At 34.1% G+C, this 17405-nt stretch carries 22 protein-coding genes and 2 pseudogenes; 1 reads left to right on the forward strand and 23 read right to left on the reverse strand.

The annotated features are described in order from the left end of the window. Positions 1-49 precede the first annotated feature (49 nt). The 9 genes from JOE49_RS23475 to JOE49_RS23515 form a co-directional block, all read right to left on the reverse strand. Complete coding sequence (locus JOE49_RS23475) at positions 50-421, reverse strand: hypothetical protein (RefSeq protein ID WP_209943051.1); 372 nt, start codon at positions 419-421, stop codon at positions 50-52. Positions 422-604: 183 nt separating this feature from the next. Continuing rightward, entirely contained in the window at positions 605-1105 is a 501-nt protein-coding gene (locus JOE49_RS23480) for a hypothetical protein (protein ID WP_209943053.1), read from the reverse strand. Between the two features lie 223 nt (positions 1106-1328). Continuing rightward, positions 1329-1757: a hypothetical protein gene (locus JOE49_RS23485; protein WP_209943055.1), complete on the reverse strand. Its 429-nt coding sequence runs from the start codon at positions 1755-1757 to the stop codon at positions 1329-1331. Between the two features lie 206 nt (positions 1758-1963). After that, the gene (locus tag JOE49_RS23490) at positions 1964-2923 is read right to left on the reverse strand and encodes a hypothetical protein (RefSeq protein WP_209943056.1); all 960 of its coding nucleotides are present in this window, start codon (positions 2921-2923) and stop codon (positions 1964-1966) included. Positions 2924-3075: 152 nt separating this feature from the next. Further along, a complete protein-coding gene (locus JOE49_RS23495) occupies positions 3076-3459 on the reverse strand; it encodes a hypothetical protein (protein ID WP_209943058.1) in 384 nt (127 codons plus the stop codon). Between the two features lie 358 nt (positions 3460-3817). Continuing rightward, on the reverse strand, positions 3818-4195 hold the full coding sequence (locus JOE49_RS23500; RefSeq protein WP_013372313.1) for a retropepsin-like aspartic protease: 378 nt from the start codon (positions 4193-4195) through the stop codon (positions 3818-3820). After that, positions 4196-4438, reverse strand: coding sequence for a hypothetical protein (locus JOE49_RS23505; protein ID WP_013372314.1), 243 nt, complete (start codon positions 4436-4438; stop codon positions 4196-4198). 181 nt (positions 4439-4619) lie between these two features. Then, the gene (locus tag JOE49_RS23510) at positions 4620-5258 is read right to left on the reverse strand and encodes a DUF4145 domain-containing protein (RefSeq protein ID WP_165149827.1); all 639 of its coding nucleotides are present in this window, start codon (positions 5256-5258) and stop codon (positions 4620-4622) included. Between the two features lie 197 nt (positions 5259-5455). Continuing rightward, complete coding sequence (locus JOE49_RS23515) at positions 5456-5659, reverse strand: helix-turn-helix domain-containing protein (protein WP_010345194.1); 204 nt, start codon at positions 5657-5659, stop codon at positions 5456-5458. 171 nt (positions 5660-5830) lie between these two features. Here JOE49_RS23515 and JOE49_RS26580 point away from each other — a divergent pair. Beyond that, a pseudogene (locus JOE49_RS26580) lies at positions 5831-6118 on the forward strand (hypothetical protein). 88 nt (positions 6119-6206) lie between these two features. Here JOE49_RS26580 and JOE49_RS23520 read toward each other — a convergent pair. The 14 genes and pseudogenes from JOE49_RS23520 to JOE49_RS23585 all read right to left on the reverse strand — a co-directional run bounded on the left by JOE49_RS23520 (position 6207) and on the right by JOE49_RS23585 (position 17249). Then, positions 6207-7046, reverse strand: a complete 840-nt coding sequence (locus tag JOE49_RS23520) for an HNH endonuclease (protein WP_209943066.1) — start codon at positions 7044-7046, stop codon at positions 6207-6209. A 171-nt stretch (positions 7047-7217) separates the two neighbouring features. Continuing rightward, positions 7218-7811 carry a hypothetical protein gene (locus JOE49_RS23525; protein ID WP_209943068.1) on the reverse strand — a complete coding sequence of 198 codons (594 nt, stop codon included), beginning with the start codon at positions 7809-7811 and terminating at the stop codon, positions 7218-7220. A 196-nt stretch (positions 7812-8007) separates the two neighbouring features. Then, the gene (locus JOE49_RS23530) at positions 8008-8772 is read right to left on the reverse strand and encodes an AbiU2 domain-containing protein (protein WP_165149817.1); all 765 of its coding nucleotides are present in this window, start codon (positions 8770-8772) and stop codon (positions 8008-8010) included. Between the two features lie 199 nt (positions 8773-8971). Continuing rightward, positions 8972-9346, reverse strand: a complete 375-nt coding sequence (locus tag JOE49_RS23535) for an NUDIX hydrolase (protein ID WP_348635887.1) — start codon at positions 9344-9346, stop codon at positions 8972-8974. Between the two features lie 283 nt (positions 9347-9629). Beyond that, positions 9630-10748 carry a hypothetical protein gene (locus JOE49_RS23540; RefSeq protein WP_209943070.1) on the reverse strand — a complete coding sequence of 373 codons (1119 nt, stop codon included), beginning with the start codon at positions 10746-10748 and terminating at the stop codon, positions 9630-9632. Between the two features lie 235 nt (positions 10749-10983). Beyond that, complete coding sequence (locus JOE49_RS23545; RefSeq protein WP_209943072.1) at positions 10984-11337, reverse strand: restriction endonuclease; 354 nt, start codon at positions 11335-11337, stop codon at positions 10984-10986. Between the two features lie 16 nt (positions 11338-11353). Further along, positions 11354-11575 carry a hypothetical protein gene (locus tag JOE49_RS23550; RefSeq protein ID WP_209943074.1) on the reverse strand — a complete coding sequence of 74 codons (222 nt, stop codon included), beginning with the start codon at positions 11573-11575 and terminating at the stop codon, positions 11354-11356. Positions 11576-11808: 233 nt separating this feature from the next. Continuing rightward, the gene (locus JOE49_RS23555; protein ID WP_209943083.1) at positions 11809-12180 is read right to left on the reverse strand and encodes a hypothetical protein; all 372 of its coding nucleotides are present in this window, start codon (positions 12178-12180) and stop codon (positions 11809-11811) included. Positions 12181-12353: 173 nt separating this feature from the next. Beyond that, positions 12354-12782, reverse strand: a complete 429-nt coding sequence (locus JOE49_RS23560) for a hypothetical protein (RefSeq protein ID WP_209943084.1) — start codon at positions 12780-12782, stop codon at positions 12354-12356. 268 nt (positions 12783-13050) lie between these two features. Next, a pseudogene (locus tag JOE49_RS23565) lies at positions 13051-13863 on the reverse strand (class I SAM-dependent methyltransferase). 184 nt (positions 13864-14047) lie between these two features. Further along, entirely contained in the window at positions 14048-14749 is a 702-nt protein-coding gene (locus JOE49_RS23570; RefSeq protein ID WP_165149805.1) for a hypothetical protein, read from the reverse strand. A 151-nt stretch (positions 14750-14900) separates the two neighbouring features. Then, positions 14901-15890, reverse strand: coding sequence for a HEPN domain-containing protein (locus JOE49_RS23575; RefSeq protein WP_209943086.1), 990 nt, complete (start codon positions 15888-15890; stop codon positions 14901-14903). A gap of 157 nt (positions 15891-16047) precedes the next feature. Next, positions 16048-16575 carry a protein kinase domain-containing protein gene (locus tag JOE49_RS23580; RefSeq protein WP_209943088.1) on the reverse strand — a complete coding sequence of 176 codons (528 nt, stop codon included), beginning with the start codon at positions 16573-16575 and terminating at the stop codon, positions 16048-16050. Next, positions 16539-17249, reverse strand: coding sequence for a protein kinase family protein (locus tag JOE49_RS23585; protein WP_209943090.1), 711 nt, complete (start codon positions 17247-17249; stop codon positions 16539-16541). The genes JOE49_RS23580 and JOE49_RS23585 overlap by 37 nt, the downstream gene beginning before the upstream one ends. Positions 17250-17405 lie beyond the last annotated feature (156 nt).

The following is a 17405-nucleotide window of genomic DNA, read 5'->3' on the forward strand; positions in this document are numbered from 1 at the left end:
TGAATATTATGTTATGTGTAGTTATCACTCCATTGATTGACATTCTAATTTACGCCTTCCAACCCATCTCTTTATAAAATCTTCTAATCTGTTTTATAAAACTATCATCTTCTCTTCCCTTATTTATAATCTCTTCATCTGTGGTTACAGCCCATCTAAAAATTTGTTCAATGCTCCCGTAGCTACGTTTAAATCCTTTGGCCAACTTCAGTATGTTTTCTTTAGTTGGTGCAAATGATAATACTACTCTTAACTCTTCATCTGTCCAAGGTCTCCCCTTATTTTCTGTACTATACGCTTGTTTTTTCTCATATTCAAAGATCAGTAATTTCGTTTTGTGGATTACTTGGTCTGTTGTTAGTTCTTCAATTCCTTCATTCAGTAATTCAATTAATCTATCTTTATATTCTTTCTTTTTCATAGATTTCCCCTCCATGATCTTTTCAATAATTACACATAACGTTCCTGTATTCATGAACCCCGAAGGGGTTGTCTGCTGAAATACTTCCCTGAAATCCTTCTCGCAGACCAAGGTTCCAGAGGAGCCGCTGCTTGAATATTATGTTATGTGATGCCACATCTTCTTCGAACTTTCTACCTACAATTATTTATGGATTTGAACTTGGATTTTAGAAATTTGTTTATCTATTAAATTATAGATTTTTTCGATTTCATCTTCTTTGATCTTATTTTTTACCAATTCATTTTTAATTTCTTGTTGAAGTTCAATTAACGCTTCAAGTTTCAATGTTATATACCAGCCTGTCCATTCCGTAACTAGGCTATCGTCAAAGCATTCGCCATCGGTATAAAAGTACATTCTATAATAACCTATTCTCTTTTTTTTGTAGTAAATGTCTAACGTAGATATAACCTGCTGGGAATAGTGACTGTCTACAATCTGATAATCGGAATGAAAAATAGTTTTATACTCAATTGTATCTATTGAAGGCTTAATATCTTCTAGATTCAATTCATCAAAAAACAAACTAATTTCTTCTGGGCATTCTTTCATGTAGTTATTGAATGTTACCATAAACCCCTCTAAGGTCCTATCCATAATTTTATGTGTATCAATCCAGCTCTCTAGCGCTAAATTATCCAATTGAATCATCCATCCTTTAAAATCTTATGTGATTTCACATAACGTTCCTGTATTCATGAACCCGAGAACCTTAAGCCCCAACGGGGCGGCCGCGACGCGGTTAGGTTCGCAGGTTTTGTCCGCTAGATCCACTCCATTGAAAATTCCTCGGGAGGATCAAGGAGCCGTCAGGTTCCGCAGCGTGAATAGATGTTATGTGATGTCGACAACTTCCTTAAATTAGCTAAATGCCTAGTACTGAAATATAATTTTGGGATTTCAATCGCTCTTTAATCCATGTTTGAAATTCGTTAATTAATTTTCTCAGTTTTTCAATGTTATTTTCATAGTCTCTTATAAATTCATCTTCACTACATCCGAAGAAAAAGCCAATATGCTCTTTAAGTGTATTCATTTCGGGTTGTCCTTCAAGAAGATTTATTACTCTTTCTAATTTCCCTAGGATTCTCCACCAAATTTCCTTTTGAATCTCATTAAAAGCATAGTGATCATAAGTAGTATATTCACTTTCAATTGATTTCTCTATAAAACCGAATACTTCTTCGGTCAAAAGGATTGAAGTATCATTCCAACATTGACCAAGATATCTACCCGGCAAAATTTCAATATAACAAGTGCCTTCAAGTTCTTCTTTATTTATTATTATCTTCATTGTGCTTCCTCTTAAATAATATCGTCGATTTCACATAACGTTCCTGTATTCACGATCTCAGCGTATGCTGAGGTGTCCGGTGTATGCCGGACCCAGGACGAATGTCCGTAGCGTGAATATAATGTTATATGCTGCCTAATTATCTTTGAAATCCTTTTAATTTTAATCATCTCTTTTTTTCGGAAATCATTCTGCTCAAGCGTATATCAAGAGATTAAATCTGATAAAAGATTTGTGATATCTAATACTTCAAAATTTTTGGTGTCATCGACTCCATCAACTAAGAGGCAAATATAAGCATTGTCAAAATTAAATTTATGTTTTTTAAACTCTGATTTATACTTATTCATTTCTTCTTTTAAAACAAAAATAAAATGATTAAAATAATCAATATTCATTAAATTAAGATCCAGGCCGTATTTAAATACTATCATTTGTAGCATAATTCTATTTTCATTTATTCCTATAAAACTGTTGTTAGATTTAATTAGATTTTTAATCACTTTCTTTGTAAGAAGACTTACATCCCAAGTAGTCTCCCAAATTTCAGAAAAACTTATTCCTGCCATTTCATTTGGATCCACAGGAAATAATTGATATATACCTTTGCCTCCCAGCTGCCTTATTTCATCTGTAAGAGGTTGAAATTTAATTTCTATTCTTTTAATTTCTTTATTTCTTTTTTTCTCGTAGATGAAGTTATCATTATACAAATTTAAATTTTCAGTTCGAAAAAAACTCAATAATTCATTGCCTATTTCTAGTGATTCTTTTTCACTAACTATAGCCATTGGCATATGTACAATAAAGTTATCTTTGATATGATCATAAAGTTTTCGATTTATAATATTCGTCACCTGTTCAAAAACTCCGTTTATTAAATACATGCCTTTTAAAAGCGCAATGTTTTTATTCTCTTTAACTTTCTTTTGAGAAAAAGCGTGATGAAGTTGTTTAACTTCAATCGTCAGTATTTCATTACTAACAGTATTTTTGAATTGGAAATCCGCTGTAACTAAATTTTTAATTACCTTGTCGGGACAATCATGATGTTCATATTTCACTCCTTCTTTAGTTTGAATCCATTCCATAAATAATGATACCTCTGGAAACTCACATTCTTTTGTTTCGCAATGTTCACAATAGTTCATTTGCAAGAAATTCATTTTTCATCCTCCTATTAAAATACACATTAAATACTTGTCTTTTTCCTCTTCTTTTAGGTAGCATATAACGTTCCTGTATTCACGACCCAGCACATGCTGGGTGTCCGGCGTATGCCGGACCAAGGGCGCATGCCCGCAGCGTGAATATCATGTTATCTGAAGTCTTCCTCTTCCTTGAAATCGCTCAACACCCAATCTGAAATCATTTTTGTGTAATTATCTATATCACTGAAGTTACTGGGCTCTTTTTCCTGAAATTCAAAGCTCCACTTTGAAACTATAAAATCTGCTCTGGCAATATTTTTTAAGTGCTCGTAAATCAAATCATGTAACTCTGCATCAATGCTCGAATCTCTTGAAGAATATATTTTATCAAACACAAGATCTGCAGAACTATGAATAATCCTGTTGCGAGACTCTCTTCCTCCATGAAGTAAGTTTATATCTTCATCAGAAATATTTAGTTTTTCGTTTTTGTCTAATGCATTTATAGAACCAGCTAGAAAAAGCTTGTCTAATTTCTCTACATAAGACATGTGCTCATCGCTTAGAAAACTAAATTTTCTTTCATCTATAGCAACTGCAAGGTTAAGCCACTTAACAATTTCCTTACATGTCTTTTCGTACTTCTGACAAGTATCAGCAGCCTGCCATACATTGATTCATATTCATTTATTTTTTTGAAATCCTGTTTTACAATCCACATTTATGTCATCTCACTTTTTAGAAGATTTCAGATAACGTTCTTGTATTATGAACCCCGAAGGGGTTGTCTGCTGAAATGCCTCTCCGAAATTCATCCCGCAGACCAAGGTTCCAGCGGAAACATAGTGTGAATATTATGTTAAGTGAAGTTCAACCTTTTTTTGAATAACCTTTTTAAATTTAATGGCTTTATGAACGAGAGAGTTTAAAGTTCTCTAGATCTACATTGAATTTGCCTTTTACCAATATGTCTAATCCCAATAATCCGTTGATATTGTGATATTTAAATGAAGTAAAATCTATGAGTACATCTCTTAAAATAAAATCTCCTACCTGTATTCCCTTGATCCGTTTGGAAAATGCGTGTTCTTTCCCTCCAATTCCGTAACTTGTTATGATTTCGTCATCCATCCCGACCTGAATCCCAATATCATCTACTTCATCCTGTGAAATCAATGTATGGCTTGCTCCTGTGTCAATAACTATGTTATTTATGACTTTCTTTTCTCCATTAAAATGGACTGTTATTTCGGTGAACAACAGCCCATCCCTATATTCAATTTTCATTTATAGATTTCTCCTTAAACCAACATTCTTCCGAACCTTCACAATGACCTGGTCCTTAGAAGTATGATAAACCAAGGTTTTGTCTCGGCTATTCAACAACTCTCTTGTTGCTTCTTCGTCACTTACAGGACCAATCACAGCGACGTCATCTATGATTTCTTTATTTTCTGTCTCTTCGAAATGAAGAATTTCAAACTTTACAAATTGATTCGGGAAGATTTGTTGTACTTCTTGCCACTTCACGTTAATCCCTCCTGTCCTTTTTATGGTTACATTATATCATTTAATTAGAATTTCACTTAACGTTCCTGTATTCACGACCCTAGCGAATGCTGGGATGTCTGGCCTCTGCCGGACCGAGGGTACATGCCCGGTGCGTGAGTATATTGTTTAAGTAAAGTCACTTATCTTCGAGTTATATTCGTCACGATTTAGAAAAATTCTCAATATAATGTTTCATAAAAATTATATAATTATCATGACTTGAATCAATATTAAATATCTGTCTATCTGTTACACCTTTCTCTCTTACTTCTATTTTTATATTTCTTTGGTTACGTTTAAACTTGATATCTAGAAAAACTTCTTTTATTAAATCGTGTTCTATTTGACTATCTCTCGGGAAATTAAAAATATGTTTTTCTGTACTTGCATTGAATAGTGCAACAATATCTATAAAGTCTGACACTTGTTCTTTATTTGGAACAACAAATTCATGTTCAACTAAATTCCTTACAGAATTTATTTTATTTAATATTCTAGGAGCAATAATTCCTAAGTTTTTTAAAGTCTCTATCTTCTTAGGTACATTCCATTTTTTTGAATTTCCAAAAAAACCAAATGCAATCATCAAACAATCAATTTGGCAGTCAAGAGATCTCTTTGCATTTGAGAGAGCATTTATTAAACTGTGTTTTTCAGTTCCCGATTCTAAATCAAATTCAGCAAAGGACAAGTATTCTGAAGGCGTAACATCAAATGGTATATCTATTTCTTCATGTCCACGAGAACTCCAATAACTATTATCATTACTTAGAAAATCAATCACCTCAGAAAATTCCATAAGATCAACTCCAATTTAGTATTTAGGTGATTTCACTTAACGTTTCTGTATTGAACCCCGAAGGAGTTGTCTGCTGAAATGCCTCTCCGAAATCCATCTCGCAGACCAAGGCTCCATTAGAGCCGTAGCTTGAATATTATGTTATACGATGGAATCACTTCTTCGATTAACCAACATTCATTCTTGATTCTAATCTTTCATTGTTCTGCTATATGTTCCAATAAATCTCCTGGCTGACAACCTAAAGCCGCACATAATTTATCAATCACTTCTAATGACACATATTCGTTCGTATTGAGTTTCGCCATTGTAGCAGACGAGATACCTGTCATTTTCAATAAATCCTGCTTCTTAATCTCCCTGTCGATCAATAATTTTTGAAAAGGTTTATAACTAATCATCTGAGATTCCTTTCACACATCAAGTGAATTTTTCTTTAATTATATGAAAGTATATTTTTTATATCAAAAACATCTTCAACATGTATTGACTTAATTATTCGATATGATAAAATTATATTTAATAAGTTGAACTTTTATTCATAAAATCAAATACATTGGATGGTGTCTAAAATGCATAATTCTTTAGAAGTCTTACTTGATTCACTGATTCATACTCGAATTGAATCTTTATATGGCGAGCTTATCAAAAACAACTCCAGCTACAATCAGTTCTCATCCGAACGGAATCTCTACTTCAAGCAGTTACATGAAGGCGTACCGGAGAATATACAGAATACCTTATTTCTTTACGATGATGCTGAGCTTTCTGTTTAAGCTATTTTAGAACGTGAAATTTATCTGCAGGGTTTTAAGGACGCTCTTCACCTGCATAACGAATTACATATATCTTTAGATTGAGAGCCTTCTGGCTCTTTTTCATTTTGATTCTGTTGTATAACGTCTTTTATATGACGTGCGATGCTTTTTCGAAATGCCATCAGAATATTTAAATATCCCATAAGGGCACTGCATAAACTGAGATCAAGCTACTTTTATTTAACTTTTTCAAATTGCACTCTTTACATAAAATTTGTAAGTTCGAGAGATCATTATTCCCGTAATTAGAAATAGGTACTATATGGTCAATCTCAAAATCTCCTCCTCGATTAATAACCCCCGTCAAGTCATTCCTACAAACTACACAAACTCCGTTATCTCTGTAAAACAATCCTTTCTTTAAGCAGGCAGGCCATCGAATTCTTTTGACTTTGTTCCCCTTCTTAAAACTTTCAGGATATTCGAAATTCAAGTCATTTTCCTCGTAAGTTAAGCAATTCGCGAGTTCTTCGTGAAAATCTCTTAGGAATGATTTATTAAGCATTAATAAGTGAAAACTCGAATTAATTACTGTTGGATTAATTTCTTCTTGCATAGAAACCAGAAAATCTACAAATTCCTCAAATCGAATGCATTCAATACATTTTTTACAATGTTCACAATTAATAATTGATTCAAATTCTATGTCAACTTCCTGTAGGTCTATGCCTGCTCCTTCAATTAGCTTAACTTCGTAATAAATATAAGCTTCATATTCAGAAACACTAAGATTACTTAAAGTGCTTCTTACATCATGCTCAACAAATCCATCAACGTATTCTAAATAGTAGTGTAAGATAGTTTTTTTATGAGGTTTTAACAATCTTAATATTATTTCTTCTCTCAGTTCATTCCAAAAATCTTTAAATTTAAATCCATAAACATCTTCTTCATTGTAAAAAATCTCTATTGACCAATTCGCTAATTGAATTGCTTGACTATAACTAAATCTCACATGTCTAGTCTTCATCTGAACCTCTTTTTATTTTATTATTAACTATCGCATGTCATATAACGTAACGTTCCCGTATTCACGACTCAGCGCATGCTGAGTGTCCGGCGAATGCCGGACCCAGGACGAATGTCCGTAGCGTGAATATATTGTTATCAGGAGTTGATTCTTCATCAAATTACAATCTAGTTATCTTACATTATCTATTCTATTCTGAATTGCTGTTTCCATTTGCTCTTTAGTCACTATAAGCAAATTAGAAGTATCAAATGTATTCTTTCTTGCATAGCGTAAATAATGAAGATATCTAACAAAACGTACAAATGATCTTAGTTTCTCTTGAGACCATGGCATAACTACACCTATCCTGCCTAGTGCTGATGCATTTATTGCTCCTCCCATTATGTGTTTATGACTCACAAAATTTTCGATCTCTATAGCCATAAAACATCTTGCATTATGATTCATATAAATCATATCTTCAAAACTAGGTACTTGGACAAAATCATCATTAATCATTCCTAGATTTACTCGATTTGCCTCATATAAATCTCTTAAAAAATCTTGAATATCAGCATTATTAAAAAATTCATCATACTCATATGCATATGTGTTTTCTGTAGCAAATGGTCCGACTGCCACATCAATCCGTGGTGAATAAATAAATAGATCTCTTTCGTTAATCATTGATGACCACTCAGTTTGAGCAACTTCTCTTGAGAATACTTGGTTAAGTTTCAATTTCAATTCTTCTTGGTATTCTTGTAAATCAGTTTTTTTCATGAACCTTCCTCGAATATCTCTCATAACAAATCCTTTCTAAATCAATTTCTGATAACGTTTTCGTATTCTCGACGCCTGGCGCATGCCAGGTGTGTCCGGCTGCTTCTGCTTTCTGAAATTCCTCTGCCGGACCTAGGGCGTATGCCCGATGCGTGAATAGATTGTTAGCTGGAGTTACCTGGCATCTTCGGGTTGCCTAAATATTATCTAGTCCTAGTTTACTTCTATATGAATTTATCTCCTCTATGTCGTGCTCTTTCAAGGATCTTATTCTAGCTTCCCACAAGATTGGGCTCGTTTCCGGCAGAGATACAATATAGCTATCAAATGCTATATGGTCTAGTATTCTCTCAATGTCTGTTCTGCTATCAACACCAACCGGATGTTTAACAGATTCATCGTACTCTAATGGTAGCATCATTCGCGTAGTGCCGAATGACAATGTAGAAAGTAGTGAATTCAGTTGATCTCGTAAACTAAATAAGTCTTTTAAATAAATTGTTGATTTATGAAGTTCTTCCTCACTAGCATTATGGATAGTATGAGCTATACGTTGATTTCTCCTAATTCTAATTCTTTCTAAGAGTTCATCAGTACTTTTATCAAATTTACTTTCTCTTAGTCTCTCCTGAAAATCCTTTTTGTAGGTCTCTTTCATGTTTCGAAATATTTTATTCTTGAATCTTGTAATCGTCCGGAAATCTCCATCATTATCTGTAACTAGGCGAGCAACACGCAAGATGCTCGATTCAAAAAAACTCCTTAAGACAGTACTAAAGAAAGTTGTTTGATCTGGACTAACGAATAAGTCAAATCTAAACCTTCTGATTTTATCTATAATGGACAACTGCACATTAAGATGGACAAGTTCGGAATAAAAGAATTTAATTTCATCTCTGTATTCTAGAAGAAAAGGCTCATCGAAAAATTCTTCATCTTTAATCATAGTGAAATTTATCATGTAATTTCCCTTCTCACTGTTCAGGTAATTTTAGCTAACGTTCCCGTATTCACGACGCCGAGAGGCTTAAGGACCGAGGGCCGTCATGCCCAAAGCGTGAATATAATGTTATATGAAGGATATGCCGTCTCTAACAGCTCACTAAATTACTTATTGCCTTCATTAAAATATGTTATTTCATTTCCATCTATTAGTCTTCTTAATCATCTTTATAGTAAGGCATTAATTGTTCAGCCTTCTCTATATCAATCCAAGCTATTTCAGAAATTTCGTTAGGTCTAACTAATTCTTCATTCCCACCAATTACCTCACCTTTAAATGTAATAAATAATACATGTTCTTCTTTTTTTACAAATATACATTCATTCACTGACACTATTCCATGAACTTTAATATCTAGTCCAGTTTCTTCTTTAGCTTCCCTTATTGCTGCTTGGTCTAATGATTCGTCTCTTTCAACAGTACCGCCTGGAAGAGACCATCGGTCACTAGAATCATCAATATTCCTGACCATTAACACTTTGGAACTGGTTGGATCAGTAATTAAGGAGTAAGCTACATCGACTCTGATCATTATGTTTGACTTCCCTTCTGATTAGATCTGCATATCTTTCATATAACGTTCTCGTATTCACGACGCTCGGCGAATGCCGAGTGTGTCCGGCTCCTGCCGGACCGAGGGCGTATGTCCGATGCGTGAATATATTGTTATGTGGAGTAATGACTTCGAAGCTAGTACACCATCAACTCAAATCGACTAAATAAAATATATTGGCACTTATTCAATAATATTCTAATTCGACAGGCTTGATTACATTCGAAATATTGATGGATTTAGAGTTGATTATTTATCAGTTCTAAAGATGCATCTTAATATCTTGTGACCTCTTCCTGGCTGTTTCAATATGTTCATCGTAATCCAATCCTACCAAGTACTCAGGCAAATCACGATCAGGATAACAAGCTAACCAACATTGTTTTGATACTTCCATACAAATTTTTGCTGCAGACGACACCTTATTCAACCACTCATCTGGTTTTCTCCAAATTTCTCCTTTAAGAGGAGTAAAATGAGATGCAGCATCTCTAATTTCTTTTATTTCATTGAAAAATGTTTTAAAAGGTTCTTTAATTTGATTTTCATCGGTTGTAATAACTACTATACGATTATCGGATCTTATAATAGATTGAAACTTTTGAATTCTTTGTTCAAGAGGGATAAACCTACCCTTATGCTTCCCTTGTAAAACTTCAATTTCATTACTTTCTAGTTTGTCTTTATTTCTTAAGTAATAATCGAAACCTATACTATTTATAAAGGCTTCAGTAAAAAAGTAAAAGCTTTGTGTTCCTAATCGTGAATAAGTCGCAACTGTATGATTGTAGCTAGAAAGAATCAGGTAATCCTCTTTTGTTTCAACATCCTTTCCATTGTCTTTATACTTTTTTGCAATTGCATGCATATCTTCATGTACCTCATATGCTTTTACCAACAAATAAAAAGCATCTCTAAGCATAAATTCTTCCTCTATCCCAACAGAAGGAAAATGCGCTCCTATACCAATTTTCGATTGATATGGCAAGTCCGACGGCCATGGATCGTTGACAATTTCTATTCTCTCTTTGATCCATCCATATTCAATACCATATGAATACGGATTTCGATTTTCTTCAGCAAATAATTCATTAAAATCTCTACCAATCTTTCTGTGGTTTATTTTTGGTTTAATTACAGTTTTATACGTATTGTAAATCTGGACAAGGTATTCATAAAGTTGTACTTCTCTAGCATGAAATTCTAAAGCAGAAGATTCTTTTATAAAATTTGCAATCTCAAAAATTTTTTCTCTTACTGACTTGTTCATAATTCCACCAGAACTCTTAGGTGTTAATGAAGCAACAAGTTGCAAATAATAAAGCTTTTCAAGCATGTTTATTTTTGATTTTTCAATACCTTCTTCTCTACCAATATTCACATTTATGTTCCTTTCATCATTATTTCACATAACGTTCCGGTATTCACGACACTTTGCGTATGCCAAGTGTGTCCAGTTGCCTGTACTCTCCCGAAATCCCTCTGCTGGACCAAGAGCGTATGCTCGATGCGTGAATATTATGTTATGTGGAGTTGTGAAGTTCTATCTCTTTTAGGAGAAAACCCATTCTTCCAAATTTCAAAAATAGCATTTTTTGTTCTACAACGTATTCTTCTTATTTGCTATCTTCGTTGTATTCTTTCAATACTTTATTTTTAATTTCTAATAACATAGTTTCTGAGGGATATATTTTTTTATCAGAAAAATCATTTAGTCTAGTGTTCCATTGGTAAGCGTAAAATTCAGGAGATTGTCTAATAAATTCCATGAGCATATGGTTGGTTTGGAGATTGATCGAGGCTTGAATATGCATAACATACTTATCGAATATTTGTAACAAAGCAATTCCATGCTGCCTTGCATATTCTATTGCCCCACTTTGAAAACCAGATGTAGAAATTAATATCCCTTTGTGGGCACCTAAACTTCGTACCTTATCAGCTAGAACCACAATTTTCTCACGTTCCAATGGACGTGTATAACGCTTACATTTCAACAATAACTTTGAAGCTTATAGACAGGGCTATAAATTCTGCAATAATATCAATTTGGTACTCTCCATCACTAGTCTGAACTTTTTGGTTATGAAGTATGGAGAAGTTCTTAAGTGCTTCGGTTTCAGCGTAAGCGTTCAATACTTCCAAACAATACTTTTCAAATTCTGTGGCAGAAATACTGGCGACAAATTCACGGTATGGATTGATCATTTCCACCTCACTTTCGATTCCCTTGAACCTATTAATTTTAATTATATGATATTCTCAGGTTTATATTGGTACTTGATATAATTTCACATAACGTTCCTGTATTCATGAACCCCAAAGGGGTTGTCTGCTGAAATGCTTCCCTGAAATCCTTCTCGCAGACCAAGGCTCCAAAGGAGCCGCTGCTTGAATATTATGTTATGTGTTGTTATCAATCCATTGATTGACACCCTAATTTACGCCTTCCAACCCATCTCTTTATACAATCTTCTAATTTGTTTTATAAAACTATCATCTTCTCTTCCCTTATTTATAATCTCTACATCTGTGGTTACAGCCCATCTAAAAATTTGTTCAATGCTCCCATAGCTACGTTTAAATCCTTTGGCCAACTTTAGTATGTTTTCTTTAGTTGGTGCAAATGATAATACTACTCTTAACTCTTCATCTGTCCAAGGTCTCCCCTTATTTTCTGTGCTATACGCTTGTTTTTTCTCATATTCAAAAATCAATAATTTCGTTTTTTGGATTACTTGATCTGTTGTTAGTTCTTCAATTCCTTCATTAAGTAATTCAATTAATCTATCTTTATATTCTTTCTTTTTCATAGATTTCCCCTCCATGAGCCTTTCAATAATTACACAAAACGTTTCTGTATTCATGAACCCCGAAGGGGTTGTCTGCTGAAATTCCTCTTCGAAATCCTTCCCGCAGACCAAGGCTCCAACGGAGCCACGACTTGAATATTATGTTATCGGATGTTGCTGACCTCATTGAACTACTACCAAGACCCTGTTCTTATATATTCCTTGAGTTTCATACATCCAATATCATAAAAAGAAACAATACTATCTTCAGGTCCGTTAATAATTCTTTTATATGCTTTTATAATTGGATTTGCTTTTATTTTATTTATTTCAAGTAATAATTCTCCATCTTCAAAAATCCATTTACACGGTTCTCCAATCGACTTCTTCATTACTTCTCCAACATAAGTTCCCCATACTACTGCCATTGACCAAATTTGATTGTCAGTCGGCTTCTCTTCCTCATCAGCGTTCTTAAGCTTGTTCCAATTATGATTGAGAATTTCCTCAACAGTGTGGATTGAAGGTTCTTCAAAGGTTAGGTTGCAATTGAAGCTTTGTGCATAACTAATAGCCAATTCGCAATATTTGTTTATAGTCTCCTGAATCTCCAAATCCTCCATTGATTCCTCCTGCTTTTGTATGTGTTCCAGCGATTTCCGATAACGTTCAGGCATTCACGAACCCTCACTGCCTTAAGCGACCAACGGGAGCGGCCGCGATGCGGTTAGGCAGTGCAGGGTTGTCCGCCTGTTAATCTTCCCTGAAAATCCTCGGGCGGACCAAGGGGCGCGACAGCGACCCGCAGCGTGAATGTTTTGTTATCGGATGTCAATACCTTCCTCGAACCTCTAAAAATCTTGGAATCAGTTTCGCTTTTGTTTTTATATCTTATAGTTTTCTTGCCTTTATCACAAAAGTTACTGGAAGCATTTTTGCTCTCTTTGCCATATCGCTGTTATCATCCCGCAATTGCATAAACTCATAATCAGATTCCTCAATCATTAGCTCAATTACAAACCCAGCTTTTGCAAGCGCGTTTACATAAGTTTACAGCATACGGTCCACTAACAATAGCTCACCTTCATCAACTGCTACCGGATACCAACCTTCATTAAAGTAACTCTTATTAATTACAAACCTATCATTCTCTGTAGTAACCCATCTGTGTATAGGGTGAGACCAACTGAAAATAAATAGCCCGTCTTTTTTAAGGTAAGAAGATATTCGTCGAAAGGTACCCTCAAGATCGGTGGTCCAACCTATGCCATAAATTGAATAAACATAGTCAAAATAATCCGTCGGGATGCCGCATTCTTCTTCCATGGGAGAACATATCAATTTTGCTGCTATTCCACATGACTTCAAATGTTGCGCTGCCTTTTCAATTTGTCTTTCTGAAATATCCACAGCCCATAGTTCAGATGCGTTTCGTTCCCCTTGATATTGCAAGGATTGACCATTTCCGCAGCCGATCTCCAGCAGTTTTTTTCCTGAGATATCACCAAAGAGCTGGCACTTTTCTTCTGAGATAAATGCTCCATAATAAGGGAGCACGATTGCTTTTAAGAAGTCATTGCCTTTGGTATCCCAATATAGGCTGTTTGTTTTATGAACAACATTCTTTTTTAACTCTTCCGAGCTGCCGACACCATTTTCCCCGTCAACAATAATGCTTCTTCTATTTAATGAATTCTTGTCCATGAAGGCACCTTCTCTTAGTAGATATTTATATTTGAGCATTTCAGATTTGCATTAATTTCTGATAACGTTCCTGTATTCACGACCCGACGCATGTCGGGTGTCCGGCGAATGCCGGACCAAGGACGAGTGTCCGTAGCGTGAATAATATGTTAGGTGGAGTTATTGCCTCCCTCGGATAATTGCATCAATTTTTCTGTCTAATCCATTCGTTTACTAATAAATAAATTAAAGAGTGTGCTTCTGTTATATACATCGGTTCTTTAGGAGGTTCATAATCTAATGCATGTCTTGCATCCATTCCAATTGCTTTATAGCTGTTAGCAGTCCTAGTAAATCTCTTAAGGCTCTCTGAAGAAATTAAAGAAAAAGATTTTACATCAGCCTCTTTAGCTATTACTTCAAAAATTTTATATAATCCTACCCAACTTTCATCATCGTACGATATCAATTTTATTACTTTATCAATTACCTCGTTTTTTTCACACAGCTCTAACAAATCAGGTACAGAATCAGCAGGATTAGAAACAGAAATTTCAATTGTTCCATCAGCTTTTATTATTTGCGGAATTGCCTTCATACTCGCAGAACCAGAAAGCTCCGCACTCATAAAGAAGGTACGTCCGCCATATTCATTTAGAAGATAAATATCCGATACAGTAATTCTCTTATGTGTTCCCAACACTAACTTTGTCACACCATCTATTAGCTTCACTAGATTTTCTACTTTTTCTGAAACATTTTTATAGTCATCAGTAGAGAAGATATCTGATGACTTTAATCGATATTCACCTTCTTCTTTGAAAATTGTTAGCTTTTCGGTATTGAGTGACTTTGAAAGTTCATAAAGTTCCTTTTCATCTCCAGCTAAAGATATGACCCACTTCATAGTGCCCCTCATTTCATTTTCACAATAATTACACCTAACGTTCCTGTATTCATGACCCGACGTATGTCGGGTGTCCGGCGAATGCCGGGCCAAGGACGAATGTCCGCAGCGTGAATATTATGTTAGGTGATGTTAATATATGTTCTTCGAATCAAAAATCTCTACTAGGTTCAAAATTATAATAAGCTCCAAATCTATCGTAAATCCTATCTACTGCAACTTCAAAATCTTTGATGATGACTTTAAGTTTTTTGTCATTGATACTTAAATCCATACCTCCTTCATGAACAAATGTATTTCTTAACTCAACAATTTCTTCAATAGAGTCAAAAAGAGAAACTTTTCTGTTTAAAATCGGCTTGTTTAATACAGTAAATATATCTAATTTTTCATCAACCTTTTTAAAATTTTCTGCAACTATTCGTGGTCTTTGAAATGAAAATTTTTCAACTAAAGCTTCTTCAATTGAGGTATTCCCAGCAGAGATATCTCTTAGATTATTTACTGAAAACCGCGCTTCTTTAAACAGCTTGTCCCTATTATCTGTATATTTCAATATCACAATAAATGATTTCTTCAAATATTCTTCCCAAGTTGCTACCAAGTAAGGTATTAACAAGTTATTAGAAAAGAATCTTGGATTTAGATCATCTATAAATGAAATGCCTGTATGCTCTACCCTTGAAATATCACCTTTCAAATTCCTTGAATCTAAATATATTTTGGGTTTAATAAGTGCATTCTTGTAAACCCACCTAGCGATAAAAAGTCCTGCTTCTAACTCAGTAGGGACTTTTTCATCTATTATAAAATAACGGTTTTTGCCCTCATCCGTTGAAAAACTTCCTTTAAAATAATCTTTTATATATTTAATAGTTTTATTTTGATGTTCTAAATCCCAATAACTTCTCCCTGATCTAGTTCTTGTATAAACTAAAATATTACCGTCTTTCTTATAAATGTCGAGTTCTACTCCAACATACGATCTATAATTCTTATATTCATACCAAAAATAACTTGCTAGCATACCTTGATTTTTGAATTCGTTTCTTTGCTTTGTGTAGCCTAACAAGGCTATTAAATTTATTAATTTATTATAGGCTGTACCTTCAGGAAGAATATTTTCTGAAGTAAAACTCATCTTTAAATCATACTCCTTTGATTAAAAACAATTAATTTCACCTAACGTTCCTGTATTCACGACCCAGCGCATGCTGGGTGCCCGGCGAATGCCGGGCCAAGGACGAATGTCCGCAGCGTGAATATTATGTTATAGGATGTCAGCAGCTTCTTCGAAATCACTTCATTGATCGTATGGCAGGGTATACATCTTCTATTAATTTTCCTCTAATTTGTCCTATAGATGAGTATCTCTGATTTTTATCAGAGGATATTCCTTTTAAAATAAACTCCTTAACAACATCATTCTTTTCTTTATGAAAATTTGTTTGTTTACCCGTTAAAATAAAGTAAATGATTTTGATTAGAGCAAACGTTTCATGACGTACTTCATAGTTCTCAAATCCGACTACAGCAAGATCAGAATAATCGTTAATGGCTCCCTTTATCTCTGTTCCCTGCCGGGTAAGCTTACTATCAGGTCGTTTTACTAAGCCGAAATCTGATATCTTTATCATCGAGGAACTATCCTCGTAAATTTTTACAAGAATATTTTGGTAGCTAATATCCCTATGCAAGTATCCTTTTGAATGTATGTACTCAAAAGCATTCAACAATTGATTTATCAAAATCCTTCTCTTATGTAGAGTTAATTTGTTATTGTTCTCATTCATATACTTTTCAAGCGTTTTATTTGCATACTCCATTGTGTACTCGTTTTTTCTTTGTCATAGTAATAGGCCTTAATAATAAATGGAGAATCCAAGGCCTTTAAATCGTTATACTCATTTTGAAATCTTATTAATTCGTCTTCCCTTAAATCCTGCTTAGCTCTTTTAATTACAAAATCACAATCATAAAACGGATCTTTATATTTAAAGACTTTTGCATACGATCCTTCTCCTATCTGCTTTAAATCTATTGTAGCTGTTGCTTTTAATGTTTTTATTACTGTTGTATCAAGTAATATAAATACGGGTCTATCTTCGATTATCTTCACTCGCTTCAATTCATCTGGAATTGCACTACCTCCACTATCTGATAAAAACGTCTTACAAAAATCCATAATATCTTTATATTCTTGATCTATTTCGAAACTATAATTATCTTTAAGGGAAGCTTGAAGAACTCTTACATTATCAATTATTTTGATCAACGATCTACTTTCATCAGCATTATAATGCCCTCCTGATCCCGGTCTGTTTTTACTATTCATGAATGAAAACAAATCATTCAAGCTACTATGAAGTATCGAAAATATTTCTTTTAACTTCTCGTTAGATATGTTTTTATAAAACTCGTAAAATAGCACAATTTTTTCATTTTTATAAGCTGAAAGTTGATTGATTTTCAAATTCAAGAACCCATCTATGTTCTGCATGTATTCACCTCATTAGGTATTTAACTTTTTCTGTACGCTGATTTCCTATAACGTTCTTGTATTCATGAACCTCGCTAGAGGTTGTCTGCTGAAATGCCTCCCCGAAATCCATACCGCAGACCAAGGCTCCAGCGGAGCCGCTGCTTGAATATTATG

The organism is Paenibacillus sp. PvR133, from assembly GCF_017833155.1.
In the GTDB taxonomy this organism is placed as follows: Bacteria; Bacillota; Bacilli; order Paenibacillales; family Paenibacillaceae; genus Paenibacillus; species Paenibacillus polymyxa_B.

Excerpts from the sequence above, each read along its gene's own strand:
- JOE49_RS23475 (WP_209943051.1), bottom strand. The coding sequence starts at position 421 with ATGAAAAAGAAAGAATATAAAGATAGATTAATTGAATTACTGAATGAA.
- JOE49_RS23485 (WP_209943055.1), bottom strand. The coding sequence starts at position 1,757 with ATGAAGATAATAATAAATAAAGAAGAACTTGAAGGCACTTGTTATATT.
- JOE49_RS23490 (WP_209943056.1), bottom strand. The coding sequence starts at position 2,923 with ATGAATTTCTTGCAAATGAACTATTGTGAACATTGCGAAACAAAAGAA.
- JOE49_RS23495 (WP_209943058.1), bottom strand. The coding sequence starts at position 3,459 with ATGTCTTATGTAGAGAAATTAGACAAGCTTTTTCTAGCTGGTTCTATA.
- JOE49_RS23500 (WP_013372313.1), bottom strand. The coding sequence starts at position 4,195 with ATGAAAATTGAATATAGGGATGGGCTGTTGTTCACCGAAATAACAGTC.
- JOE49_RS23510 (WP_165149827.1), bottom strand. The coding sequence starts at position 5,258 with ATGGAATTTTCTGAGGTGATTGATTTTCTAAGTAATGATAATAGTTAT.
- JOE49_RS23515 (WP_010345194.1), bottom strand. The coding sequence starts at position 5,659 with ATGATTAGTTATAAACCTTTTCAAAAATTATTGATCGACAGGGAGATT.
- JOE49_RS23520 (WP_209943066.1), bottom strand. The coding sequence starts at position 7,046 with ATGAAGACTAGACATGTGAGATTTAGTTATAGTCAAGCAATTCAATTA.
- JOE49_RS23525 (WP_209943068.1), bottom strand. The coding sequence starts at position 7,811 with ATGAAAAAAACTGATTTACAAGAATACCAAGAAGAATTGAAATTGAAA.
- JOE49_RS23530 (WP_165149817.1), bottom strand. The coding sequence starts at position 8,772 with ATGATAAATTTCACTATGATTAAAGATGAAGAATTTTTCGATGAGCCT.
- JOE49_RS23535 (WP_348635887.1), bottom strand. The coding sequence starts at position 9,346 with ATGATCAGAGTCGATGTAGCTTACTCCTTAATTACTGATCCAACCAGT.
- JOE49_RS23550 (WP_209943074.1), bottom strand. The coding sequence starts at position 11,575 with ATGATCAATCCATACCGTGAATTTGTCGCCAGTATTTCTGCCACAGAA.
- JOE49_RS23555 (WP_209943083.1), bottom strand. The coding sequence starts at position 12,180 with ATGAAAAAGAAAGAATATAAAGATAGATTAATTGAATTACTTAATGAA.
- JOE49_RS23560 (WP_209943084.1), bottom strand. The coding sequence starts at position 12,782 with ATGGAGGATTTGGAGATTCAGGAGACTATAAACAAATATTGCGAATTG.
- JOE49_RS23570 (WP_165149805.1), bottom strand. The coding sequence starts at position 14,749 with ATGAAGTGGGTCATATCTTTAGCTGGAGATGAAAAGGAACTTTATGAA.
- JOE49_RS23575 (WP_209943086.1), bottom strand. The coding sequence starts at position 15,890 with ATGAGTTTTACTTCAGAAAATATTCTTCCTGAAGGTACAGCCTATAAT.
- JOE49_RS23580 (WP_209943088.1), bottom strand. The coding sequence starts at position 16,575 with ATGGAGTATGCAAATAAAACGCTTGAAAAGTATATGAATGAGAACAAT.
- JOE49_RS23585 (WP_209943090.1), bottom strand. The coding sequence starts at position 17,249 with ATGCAGAACATAGATGGGTTCTTGAATTTGAAAATCAATCAACTTTCA.